Origin of the sequence: Williamsia muralis, assembly GCF_051487485.1 — a bacterium.
In the GTDB taxonomy this organism is placed as follows: Bacteria; Actinomycetota; Actinomycetes; order Mycobacteriales; family Mycobacteriaceae; genus Williamsia; species Williamsia muralis_B.
The window spans coordinates 928,398-940,248 of the sequence record NZ_JAHVCV010000002.1 but is presented as its reverse complement, the minus strand read 5'-3'; the positions used below and the strand labels follow the sequence as shown (position 1 = coordinate 940,248).

10 protein-coding genes are annotated in these 11,851 nt (G+C 64.3%); 6 read left to right on the top strand and 4 right to left on the bottom strand.

Going from position 1 to position 11,851, the window contains the following annotated elements:
* Window positions 1-195 precede the first annotated feature (195 nt).
* Window positions 196-2,433 (bottom strand): NADP-dependent isocitrate dehydrogenase, encoded by a 2,238-nt coding sequence (locus KXR83_RS07805; protein WP_437424336.1) that lies wholly within the window; start codon window positions 2,431-2,433, stop codon window positions 196-198.
* A 216-nt stretch (window positions 2,434-2,649) separates the two neighbouring features.
* On the opposite strand from KXR83_RS07805, the gene KXR83_RS07800 reads away from it, so the two are divergent.
* Both KXR83_RS07800 and KXR83_RS07795 read left to right on the top strand, forming a co-directional pair.
* Window positions 2,650-3,219, top strand: a complete 570-nt coding sequence (locus KXR83_RS07800) for a DinB family protein (protein WP_437424335.1) — start codon at window positions 2,650-2,652, stop codon at window positions 3,217-3,219.
* Between the two features lie 60 nt (window positions 3,220-3,279).
* A complete protein-coding gene (locus tag KXR83_RS07795; RefSeq protein WP_437424334.1) occupies window positions 3,280-4,374 on the top strand; it encodes a spore photoproduct lyase family protein in 1,095 nt (364 codons plus the stop codon).
* Here the strand turns inward: KXR83_RS07795 and KXR83_RS07790 are convergent.
* Window positions 4,362-5,888 carry a PAS domain S-box protein gene (locus KXR83_RS07790; RefSeq protein WP_437424333.1) on the bottom strand — a complete coding sequence of 509 codons (1,527 nt, stop codon included), beginning with the start codon at window positions 5,886-5,888 and terminating at the stop codon, window positions 4,362-4,364. The two genes, KXR83_RS07795 and KXR83_RS07790, sit on opposite strands and share 13 nt — an antisense overlap.
* Window positions 5,889-6,043: 155 nt before the next feature.
* On the opposite strand from KXR83_RS07790, the gene KXR83_RS07785 reads away from it, so the two are divergent.
* The 3 genes from KXR83_RS07785 to KXR83_RS07775 all read left to right on the top strand — a co-directional run bounded on the left by KXR83_RS07785 (window position 6,044) and on the right by KXR83_RS07775 (window position 8,440).
* Complete coding sequence (locus KXR83_RS07785; RefSeq protein ID WP_437424332.1) at window positions 6,044-7,216, top strand: acyl-CoA dehydrogenase family protein; 1,173 nt, start codon at window positions 6,044-6,046, stop codon at window positions 7,214-7,216.
* Between the two features lie 63 nt (window positions 7,217-7,279).
* Complete coding sequence (locus KXR83_RS07780; RefSeq protein ID WP_437424331.1) at window positions 7,280-7,645, top strand: hypothetical protein; 366 nt, start codon at window positions 7,280-7,282, stop codon at window positions 7,643-7,645.
* Window positions 7,646-7,675: 30 nt separating this feature from the next.
* On the top strand, window positions 7,676-8,440 hold the full coding sequence (locus KXR83_RS07775; RefSeq protein WP_437424330.1) for an SDR family NAD(P)-dependent oxidoreductase: 765 nt from the start codon (window positions 7,676-7,678) through the stop codon (window positions 8,438-8,440).
* A gap of 32 nt (window positions 8,441-8,472) precedes the next feature.
* On the opposite strand, the gene KXR83_RS07770 is transcribed toward KXR83_RS07775, so the two are convergent.
* Entirely contained in the window at window positions 8,473-9,123 is a 651-nt protein-coding gene (locus KXR83_RS07770; RefSeq protein WP_437424329.1) for a response regulator transcription factor, read from the bottom strand.
* A 69-nt stretch (window positions 9,124-9,192) separates the two neighbouring features.
* Window positions 9,193-10,512 (bottom strand): amidase, encoded by a 1,320-nt coding sequence (locus KXR83_RS07765; protein ID WP_437424328.1) that lies wholly within the window; start codon window positions 10,510-10,512, stop codon window positions 9,193-9,195.
* Window positions 10,513-10,662: 150 nt separating this feature from the next.
* On the opposite strand from KXR83_RS07765, the gene KXR83_RS07760 reads away from it, so the two are divergent.
* On the top strand, window positions 10,663-11,838 hold the full coding sequence (locus KXR83_RS07760; protein WP_437424327.1) for a flavin reductase family protein: 1,176 nt from the start codon (window positions 10,663-10,665) through the stop codon (window positions 11,836-11,838).
* Window positions 11,839-11,851: the final 13 nt, after the last annotated feature.

Sequence of the window (11,851 nt, the reverse complement as noted above, 5' to 3'; positions counted from 1 at the left end):
GCCATAGAACGCACCAGTTTTCCATTCATGGAATGCGCGCGTCCGATGCCGGGTGACGGTTCGAGGCCCCGGTGCCGATCGTCGGCACCCGGAAACGACAAGGACGGATCACGGGAAACCTCAGGTCTCCCACGATCCGTCCATGTGAAAAAGGTTGCTGTCTAGACGCTTTCGTCTATCAGCGCTGCGGGCACGTCACTTCTGGGCAGACTCCAGGGCCTCGTTGAAGGTCTTGCTCGGCCGCATGACGGCGGTCGCGAGCTCGGGGTCGGGCGCATAGTACCCACCGATGTCCGCGGGCTGTCCCTGGGCCTCGTTGAATTCCTTGACGATGGTGTCTTCGTTCTCGGCGAGCGTCTTGGCCAGGGGTGCGAAGTGCTTGCGCAGTTCCTCGTCCTCGGTCTGGTCGGCCAGCTCCTGAGCCCAGTACATGGCGAGATAGAACTGGCTGCCCCGGTTGTCGAGTTCGCCGGTGTTGCGCGAGGGCCCCTTACTGTTCTCCAGCAGCTTTCCGGTTGCGGCATCAAGTGTTTTCGCCAGGATGGTCGCCCGCTTGTCGCCGGTCTTGGTGCCGAGGTCCTCCAGGCTGACGGCGAGCGCCAGGTACTCACCGAGCGAATCCCACCGCAGGTGGTTCTCCTCGAGCAGCTGCTTGACGTGCTTGGGTGCCGACCCGCCGGCGCCCGTTTCGTACAGTCCGCCTCCGGCCATCAGCGGCACGATCGAGAGCATCTTGGCGCTGGTACCCAGCTCGAGGATCGGGAACAGGTCGGTGAGGTAGTCGCGCAGGATGTTGCCGGTCGCGGAGATGGTGTCGAGACCGCGTACGAGTCGTTCCATCGTGTACCGGATGGCCCGCACCTGCGACATGATCTGGATGTCGAGTCCGTCGGTGTCGTGGTCGGCGAGGTACGTCTTCACCTTCGTGATGAGTTCGTTCTCGTGCGGACGGTAGGGGTCGAGCCAGAACACCACGGGCATCCCCGACTCGCGTGAACGCCGCACGGCCAGCGCCACCCAGTCGCGGATCGGCGCGTCCTTGACGATGCAGAGGCGCCAGATGTCGCCTTCTTCCACGTTCTGCGTCAAGAGCACTTCGCCCGTCGCGAGGTCGGTGATGTTGGCGACGCCGCCTTCGGGAACCTCGAAGGTCTTGTCGTGTGAACCGTATTCCTCGGCCTTCTGTGCCATCAGGCCGACATTGGGGACGGTGCCCATCGTCGCGGGGTCGAAGGCGCCGTTGGTCTTACAGAAGTTCACCATCTCCTGGTAGATGCGCGAGAAGGTGGACTCGGGGTTCACGGCCTTGGTGTCCTTGGGACGGCCATCGGCGCCGTACATCTTGCCGCCGGCCCGGATCATCGCCGGCATGGAGGCATCGACGATCACATCGCTCGGCGAGTGGAAGTTCGAGATGCCGCGGGCGGAATCCACCATGGCCAGCTCGGGACGGTGCTCGTGGCACTTGTGCAGGTCGTCGATGATCTCTTCTTTTTTCGACGCCGGGAGTGACTCGATCTTGTCGTACAGATCGGACAAGCCGTTGTTGACATTGACACCCAGCTCATCGAACAGCTCGCCGTGCTTGGCGAAGGCGTCCTTGTAGAAAACCCGCACCGCGTGCCCGAAGACGATGGGATGCGACACCCGCATCATGGTGGCCTTGACGTGGAGCGAGAACATGACGCCCGTCTTGTAGGCGTCTTCCATCTGCTCTTCGTAGAACTGGATCAGGGCCTTCTTGCTCATGAACATGCTGTCGATCACGTCGCCGGCGTTGAGCGTCACCTTGGGCTTGAGAACCAGCGTCTGGCCGCTCTCGGTCAGCAGTTCCATCTTGACCTCGCGGTCACTGTCGACGGTCATCGACTTCTCGCCGTGGTAGAAATCGCCCTCGCGCATGTGTGCCACGTGGGTGCGTGACGCCATCGACCACTCGCCCATGCTGTGGGGGTGTTTGCGCGCGTACTCTTTCACTGCCTTGGGTGCGCGCCGGTCCGAATTGCCTTCGCGCAGGACCGGATTGACCGCACTGCCGAGGCACTTGACGTAGCGATCGTGGATCTCTTTTTCTTCGTCCGTCTTCGGGTTGCCCGGGTAGTCGGGGAGTTTGTACCCCTTGGACTTGAGCTCCTTGATCGCGGCGAGCAGCTGCGGCACAGAGGCGCTGATGTTCGGCAGCTTGATGATGTTGGTGTCGGGCAGTTGGGTGAGCCGGCCCAGCTCGCCCAGGTTGTCCGGAATGCGCTGATCTTCGGGCAGGTAATCGGGGAACTCGGCGAGGATGCGGCTCGCCACGGAGATGTCGGTTGATTCGACGTTGATGTCAGCCGCACCGGCGAAAGCACGGACCACCGGCAGGAATGCGTGGGTCGCAAGCATCGGCGCCTCGTCCGTCAGTGTGTAGATGATGGTGGGCTGCTTCGCGTTCATAATTTGCTTCGTCTCCGGTTTCCGTAGCGTTTTCTAGAGGGGTTTTGCCCCTAGTTACCAGTATCACGGCGAATGGGACATCGTGCGAGCAAAGGGGTGGGTGGGTGCTGACCGTCCGCAAACCGGTGTGTGAACGGCTGGCAATCGCGGACCGTTCCTGACCGCAATCGGTCATAACGTCATGGGCGTTCAGTTCCTCCTCGAAAGGACCACACCATGGCCGGCACATACACCTCCGTCACCCTCAGCGTCCCCGTCACGGGCGAGAAAGCCGACATTCTGACGTTGCTCGCCGATCAACGGGCACTGCTGAAGGTCACCGCACGCGGCCTCACCGACGCTCAGTCCCGCACGCGATCGACGGTCAGCGGACTCACCATCGGCGGCTTGATCAAGCACCTCGCCCGCGGCGAACGCGAACATGCCGCGACCATCCGCGAGCGCGACGAGAACGCCGAGTTCGACATGGGCGCGGCTGTGGACGCGTATGCCCTCAACGAGGGCGAGACACTCTCGGATTGGCTGGAGGAGTACGACCAGGCCGCCGCGGACTACGACCGCGTGATCGCGGAGGTGGAGAGTCTCGATGACCTGATTCCCCAGCCAACCGCACCCTGGCAGCCCGAGCGGGAGTGGTGGTCGGTCCGCAAGATGGCGCTGCATCTGCTCCGTGAGACCGCACATCACTGCGGCCACGCCGACATCATCCGCGAGGCGCTCGACGGTCAGAGCACCATGGCGGCCATCTCCGGGGACATGGATTGGAGTGATGGCCTCGGCGAGTGACCGCGGCGCCGGCTCGACGGGACTGTTGTCCGGCGGCCGGTTGTCAGAGGCTCGTGATAGATGTCGGCCGTGACCTCTTCGTCGTCTGCGCGCCCTCGTTCGCCATTGCTGCAGGTGCGCCGGATCTGGGCCGAGCCGGAGGCTCAAGCCGATCTGCGCGGCCAGCAGGTGCTCGCGCGATTCCCCGACGCCGAGATCATCGACGTCGAGTCGCACTGGCAGATCCCGTCGTTGCACGGCAACGAGGGCAATGTCGATCGATGGGTGAGGGTCAAGACCGAAGATCTTGTCCTCGGTGTGAAGAAGTCGCTGACGGCGCGGCCGAACGGGAGGTCGGCTGACTGGATCGCGCCGTCGACGGCCAACGGGTGCGCCATGGCCTGCGCCTACTGCTACGTACCGCGCCGCAAGGGTTACGCCAACCCTGTCACCGTGTTCACCAACATCGACGCCATCATCGGCTACCTCGGCAGGCACATCCGGCGGCAGGGCGCCAAGCCCGCGCCAAACCAGTGCGATCCGGCTGATTGGGTCTACGACATCGGCGAGAACAGCGACTGCAGCGTGGATGCGACCATCAGCGACAACGTCGCCGACCTCATCGCATTCTTCGCCAGACAAGCGGGCGCCAAGGCCAGCTTTGCCACCAAGTACGTGAACCGGGACCTGCTCGACCTCGACCCGCGGCGGGGCACCCGCATCCGGTTCTCGTTGATGCCGGAGGCGGACTCGAGGTTGCTCGACATCCGTACGTCGACCATCGACGAGCGCCTCGCGGTGTTGAACGACTTTGTCGACGCCGGGTACGAGGTGCACCTGAACTTCTCTCCGGTGGTCCTCTCGGCCGGATGGCGCGAGCGCTGGACGGAGCTGCTCCGCCGTCTGGGCGACGCGACGGACGAACGTTTCAAACAGCAGGCGGCCGTCGAGATCATCACGCTCACCCACAACCGCGACCTGCACGAGGTCAACCTCGGCTGGCACCCCAAGGCCGAAGAGGTGTTGTGGACTCCGGGCATCCAGCAGACCAAGCGGTCGCAGTCGGGCGGTATCAACGTGCGCTATCGCAACACAGTCAAAGCCGACGCCGTGTACACGATGGTCGAGCTGATCGCGACGCACGCCCCGTGGCTGACTGTCCGCTATGCGTTCTGACCAGTCGGATCCGGATCGTCGCCGAGGGGGAGATGGAACTCGAACACGGCGCCGCGAGGGAAGTTCTCGCGCGCCGACAGGGTTCCACCCTGGCGGGTGATGATTCGATGGCTCAGGGCCAGCCCGATGCCGTGGCCGGTCGACTTGTCGGTGAACGCGCCGTCGAAAATGCGGCCGGAAGGCATGTGTGACAAGCCTTTCCCTTGATCGGTGACGGTGAAGACGCCGAAATCTCGCTCCCGCCGCACCGCCACCGACACCATTCGTTGCTCCGCCGGCCACTCCGCCATCTCCTCGATGGCGTTGAAACACAGGTTGAGCACCACCTGCCCGGTCAGCACCCGCTCGCACACCACTTCCACCGGGTCTTCGGCAGGTGCGTACTGCACCGTGACGCCCCGCTCCCGGGCGCGCAGGTCGATGAAATAGGCACACTCCGCGAGGATGTCGTTGAGGTCCGTGTGCTGCTGTGACTCCTCGAGAGTGGTGACGTACTCCCGCAGGCTCCGCACGATGTTGTTGGCCCGATCGAGTTGTCTGCGTGCATGTTCGAGCCCGCGGTGGATGTCTTCTTGCCCCGACTGGCTGTCGCCGAGGCGGCTCTGTGTACCCGCCAGGTAGTTGGTGGCGGCAGCGAGGGGTTGGGCGAGTTCGTGGGCGATGGCCATGGCCATGTCGCCCATCGCGTTGTACCGGGCCAGATGATTGAGGTACTGGGCGTCACGGCGATGCGCTTGCTCGGTGAGGACGTGTTCGGTCACGTCGTGGCACAACAGCAGAGAACCGCTGAGGTCGTTCTCGATCTCGATGTGCTGGCAACTACCCGAATGCCATCGCACACGTCCACTCGGCAGAGCCAATTCATAGCGGATGCTCTCTGGCTCACCGTGGCGCGCTGTGCGCCCCAGAGCGGCCTGCACGCTCTGCCTGGATTCTCCTGGACGGCAGAAGTCGATGAACTGTGCGCCGACCAAGTCATCAACCGACGAGTCGAGCAACGTGGCCGCCGCCTCACTGGCGTACGTGATCAGGCCGTCGTCGTCGAGGACAAGGATGCCTTCGCTCATGCTCCGTAGAAAGGCCGCCAGACGTGCCTCGGTTCTGGTGAGGTCGGCCTCGGTGCGCACCAGGTTGCTACGCATCAGCGCTTCGTGCTCGATGTCGCGGAACTGGACCATCACCACCGGGCGTGCGGACAGCTCGACGCGAATGGCGATCGCCTCGGTGAGGATGACCCGGCCGCTCTTGGCCCGGTACGCCCATTCGGTGACCGCGACACCGTTGTCCGCCGCGTCCTGCAGCCATTGACGGCCGACCGACCGCCGGTATCGGCGCTCGCGGGCACTCATGTCCGGCGCCTTGAGGGGACGCAGTTCTTCCACACTGAACTCGAGCAGTTCGGCGGCCGCCGGGTTGGCCCACAGGATGTCTTTCGTCACCGCGTCGTGTACGAGGACGCAGTACCGCAGTGACCTGACCAGGCGCTCGTAGTCGCTTGCCGTCAATTCGGGCACATCCGCCTCCTTTGCAGGCCTTCAGCATCGGGTGCCCGGGGCCGGGGTGCAAGTAAGGAATTGCTTAGTCGCCACGCGGGAAGTCCCGATACCGCGGGGTCGGCCGCGTCCATAGCGTTTGCGGCAGAGCGATTTCGAACGAATGGGAGACAGCGATGACGACCGAGAGCGTGACGCAGAAGGTGTCCGCGGAACCGGCGGGTCCGGCACGAGACGCAGCTTTTGATCACGCACTCGAGGTGCTCCGGGCACGTCGTGACGAGTTCAACGACCAGCGGTATGTGCCGAAGGACTACATCGAACTCCTCAAGCGCGCCGGGATCTACCGGGCCTCCACGCCTGCCGCGTTCGGCGGTGAGCCCGTGCCGCCCGCCGATTTCATGCGACTGATCGAGCGCATCTCCGCTGTCGATCCGGCCACGGGATGGGTTTCGAGCTTCGGTTCGGCGCTGGTCTATTTCGCGGCTCTGCCCGTCGAGACCCAGGAGAAGATCTATGCCGAAGGGCCCGATGTCGCCTATGCGGGTGGACTTTTCCCGATGCAGAAGGCCGAGAAGGTCGACGGCGGGTTTGTCTGCTCTGGCGTATGGCAGTTCGCCAGCGGATGCCGCGGCGCCGACATCCTGGGCATCGGACTCGTCGGTGGGCCGGAAACCGGAGGCAAACCACTGACCGCCCTCGTTCACCCCGACGACGTGGAGATCGTCGACAACTGGTCGGTGGCCGGGATGAAGGCCACCGGAAGCCACTCGATCCGCGCTGAAAGGCTGTTCGTCCCCGACGAAATGACCTTCGTCCGGGGCGGGGCTCCGCAGGTCGATGAACCCCTCACCCGGTATCCGTCGCTGGCCTACGCCGCGCAGGTGCTTGCGGTGGTGGCACTGGGCGCAGCCAGGGGAGCTCTCGATCACGTCATCGAGGTGGGGGCGGCAAAGTCGTCCATCACCGGCGGAGACGCGAAGGGCAACCGGCCCGCCTACAAGTCGGGAGTGGCCAAGGCAGAGGCGGAGTTGCGGTCGGCGCGCGCCTTCTTCTACGAGACCAGCGAGCAGGTATGGCGCAAAGCTGTTGCCGATGAGCCCATCTCGGACACGGACCGGGCAATGCTGAGGCTGTGTGCAACACACGCCGCTCATGTCGGGCGTGCTGTGGTGCTGCAGGCATTCGACCTTGCGGGCACCGGTGCGATCTATGAGACCCACCCACTGCAGAGATATGTGCAGGATGCACTTGTCCCCGCACAGCACGCCATGCTCCAGGCCCATACGTACGAGGCAGCCGGCGCGCTGATCCTCGGACTGGACGCCGGGATTCCCAGCTTCCCCTGAACCCCTGCCTTTCCAAGGCATTGTGCAGCAGCAACATTCACCTCGACCAAGGAGTAGGACATCATGGCCACCGAGCCGCTACGCACACTCTTCTGCATCGGCAACAACCAGAACTTCTTCGACCTGCCGAAGTCCGAGATCGGCCCCGTCTGGGTTGCCATCTCGACGATGTTGTCGAACCTCAAGAACATGGACGGCGTCGACATCATCGGCACGTTCGACGACGATTCGCACATGGTGGGGCCGTCGGACGGTTGGCCCTGGACGTGTTACGTGCTGGCCGATGTGAGTGATCAGCCGACGGTCAAGAAAGCCTGCAACCTGCTTCGCACCACCATGATCGGCGAGTACGCCCTGTGGAAGTACTTCAAGATCGAGGCCCGGATGGGCCGCGAGTTGACGATTCGCGACGACGTCGCACTTGACTGACCACACAAGCGCCGACCACGAGGTGAACCGATGATGCGAGACGAGCACGCCACACCGAGCGGTATCGCCGTGGTGACCGGAGCGGCAGGGGGAATGGGCCGCCACATCGCCCAGCGACTGCACGCAGACGGTCATCGGGTTCTGCTCACCGACATCGCGGTCGAGGCGGCCGAGTCGTTTGCGGCCGAATTGTCACCCGATGGCACCACGGCACATGCGGTGGCGCTGGATGTGGCGCACCGAGCAGAGTTCGCCCGCGTGCTCGATGAGTGCCGCGAACTCTGGGGTGTACCAAGCATTTTGGTGAACAACGCCGCAGTCACCCAGGCGGCCGACCTGATGACCCTCGGCGAAGAGGACTTCACGCGGGTGCTGACGACCAACGTCAACAGCATCTTTTTCGGTTGCCAGGTCTTCGGTGCGGCGATGGCGGCGCAGGGGTACGGCCGAATCGTCAACATGGCCTCGCTGGCAGGTCAGAACGGTGGCACCGCCACAGGCGGGCACTATGCGTCGTCGAAAGGCGCGATCCTCACGGCCACCAAGATCTTCGCCCGAGAGCTCGCAGCGCAAGGGGTGACGGTGAACGCGATAGCGCCTGGCCCACACGATCTTCCGGTGGTCCACGCAACCGTCCCGCCCGAGAAGCTGGATGCGGTGATCGCCGGCATTCCCGTCGGCAGGCTCGGCGATCCGGCGTTCATCGGTGACGTGGTCAGCTTGCTGACCTCGGCCGGTGCGAGTTTTGTCACCGGCGCATGCTGGGACGTCAACGGCGGTCTCTACCTTCGCTGACCTGCCGTCGGAAGGACGGCGGCGAGGGGGCTCTAGTCGGGGTCGACGGCGATGTCGACGTCGAAGCGCAGGACGTCACGCACCAGCGTGCTGATACTGTCCGCGTCGGTCTTGCTCTTGATCCGCGCGCGGTGCACGTCGACCGTCTTGACACTCATCCCGAGCCGACGGGCGATGTTCTGGCTGGGTAGCCCCTCGACCACCAGGGCGAGGATCTGGCGTTCGCGAGGCGTCAGCGAGGCCACCTTGACCTGCACCGCCTGTTGCAGACGAAACTGCCGGAACCTGCTGTCGGCCTTCTCGACGCCGGCCTGCACCGCGTCGAGCAAGCGCTGCGGTTCGTATGGTTTCTCGAGGAAGTCGAGTGCCCCAGCCTGCAAGGTTCGAACCGACATCCGGATGTCACCGTGGGCGGAAACGAAGATGATCGCGACGTGGGGCGCAAACGCAGTCAGCTTCTCCTGCAATCGGGTTCCGCTGATCTGGGGCATCCGGACATCGAGCACGATGCAGGCCGCGTGGTCGCCGTTGTACGCCGAGAGGAACTCGTCGGCGCTGTGGAAGATCCGCGGCGTGATGCCGATGCTGTCGAGTAACCAAGCCACCGACTCGCAGAGTTCGGGATCGTCATCGACCACATAGACCGTTGCCGGTCGCGGGTCATCGGTTGGCTGATCGGACATTTCTCCTCGGATCTCCGCATCTCGAACCTGGCAATGGAGACGAGTCGACTCTACCCTCTCTGCTACGCGTCAGTCTTGAACCGGAGGCAGAGCCCGCAGTACGGCTTCGAGGGCGATCGCGACGTCGAAGAGCTCGCCCTCGTGGCCCGGGTGACCGATGAGCTGCAGTCCGAGTGGAAGCCCGGCGACGGTACGTACACCGGGCACGGTCACCACCGGGGCCCCGAGCAATTGCCACGGCCGACTCAAGACAGGCGATCCGGTTGCAGCGAGGCCGGCGGGTGCCGGCCCGAGCGCTGCCGGCCCGACGATGATCGATCGCCCGATTCGGTCCACGAGTTGCGCTCGCGCACGCTCGCGTCGGTCGAGGGCCGCATCACGGTCACCGTCTGATGTGTTCCGGCCGCCGTCGATCAGCTGTCGAAGAGGATCGCTCAGAGTCCCGCTGTGCTGGTTGTAGACGGCGTCAAGGGTGATGGCCGCCTCATGTGCCATCACAGTCAGGTGATCGCGGGCAAGCTCACGCACCTGATCGTCCCACTCCAGAGGTGCAGTCGCACGGCCTGCTTCACGGAGCAGAGTGGGCGCCTGCTCGAGCAATTGAGCCATCGGCGGTTCGATCTCCCCGAGTGCCGTTCCGTCCCAGACGAATACGGTGCTGCCAGTACTGCCAGTGCTGCCTGTACTGCCTGTGCTGCTCGGGTGCAGTTTCCGGCCGGTGAACGACGAGTACACGTACGCCAGGTCGGATACCGTCCGGGTGAGCATCCCCAGCGAATCGAGCGATTCGCTCAATCCGCACACACCCGCCAGATCGGTTGTGCCGTGCGCGAAGACCATTCCTGCCGCGCCGCAGAAAGACGCCGGCCGGGTGAGTGACCCTGCGGTTTGGGTGCCCAGGGCGAGAGGCAGCGTGCCGGCTCCCACAGCAGCCGCGGAGCCGCTCGAAGAGCCGCCGGGCGTGTGATCGATCGCGAAGGGGTTTCGTGTCGGACCGGGAGCGAAGTACCCGAATTCGGTTGTGACCGTTTTTCCCTGGACCACGGCGCCGAGCTCGCGCAGCCGGGCGACGCAGGGTGCGTCGGTGAGGACAGGGTCGGCCGGTGTGGTCGACGATCCAGCGCGCGTAGGTATTCCGGCGACGTCGATGAGGTCTTTGACCCCCACGGAGATCCCGCGCAGCGGCAGGGCGCCGTTGTCCCGGTCCTGGTCTCGTTCGCGTGCTTCGTTCACCGTCTCGGTCGACAGGTGAACCCAAGCTGCGATACGCGTTTCGGCACCCTCGATCTCGCGCCGGACTGCCGCGGCGAGCTCCTCGGCGGTCACGTCACCGTTGCCGACGGCGGCCGCCTGATCCTCGATCGACCGTGTCAGGTGTGCAGCGATCACGATTGTCTCCTCCATCTCGGTGCCGCCAGTCTGCCCGCCCGCGGCGACGGGGAACAGTAAAGATTTCTCTCCTACCGGTGTAGGGGAGGTGAGCAATACGTTGCTGCCAGCGCAGTATCGAGCTCGCATCCTGACCACAGGAAGGCAATCATGTCCCATCCCGCTACGGCTCCGGTGGACCCGCACGTGTTCCGAGAAGTGATGGGACACTACCCGACCGGCGTCGTGGTGGTGACCGGCCGCGACAATGAAGGCGACATCCTCGCCATGGTCGTCGGCACGTTCAACTCGGTGTCTCTCGATCCGCCTCTGGTGTCGTTCATGCCGATGATGACGTCTCGGACCTTCGCGAGGATGCGTGAGTGCTCGTCGCTGTGCATCAACATCTTGGGAGGGGAGCAGGAAGACATCGTGCTGACCATCGCACAGCGTTGGGAGAACAAGCTGGACGGCATCGATTGGTTTCCGTCGCCGTCGGGAGACCCGGTGCTGTCGGAATCGATCGCATGGATCGACACGACCATCTGGAACACCGTTGAGGCAGGCGATCATTGGATCGTCCTGTGTCGGGTCAACGACATGGCTGTGGCGAATCCGGTGTCCCCGCTGATCTTCTTCCAGGGCGGCTACGGCAGTTTCGTCTCCACGTCGTTGATGGCACGCATGGATCACGAGATCCTGCCTGCCATCCACGCCGCTCACGGCGCTCGCGCCGAGGTCGAGGCACTGGCGAACTCGATCGGGTGCGAGGTGTCGGTGTTCACCGCCGTCAGCTGCGACGAGATGGCCACCGTGTTGTCCGCCACCGGGATAGGCGTCGACCGCGAAGAAGGGCTTGCCCATCGGGTGCCGATGGTCCCGCCGATCGGGGACAGCTACGTCTTCTCCCGGCCCATCGAGGAGCAGGAGCGCTGGGTCGACAAACTGCGCGAAGCAAGTGCAGAGGTCAAGGAAATGCATCGGATGCGGCTCGAGTTCGTGCGTGAGCACGGCTATCTGCTGTCGTTCTTGCCCGTGGAGGGGAGCGCGGCGTACGACGAGATGCGGGACGCAACAAAACGTTACGAGAAGGGCCGGTTGACCCCGTCGCAGGAGCGCAACATACGCGAGTCGATCGGCCGGGCATCGGTCGACTATCGGGTACGCGAGGTCGACGACCAGCAGGTCTACGACGTCGGCTCGATCGTGTTGCCGGTGCGAGACCCTGCGGGTGAGTTCTCATTGACGCTGCGCCTGGGCCAGCTGCCGCCCCAGAGCACGGGGTCCACGATCAACACCTGGCTGGACGAGGCGCGCGCAGTGGTCCGCGTGCTGGAAGCCGGATGAGGAGGAGCTGACG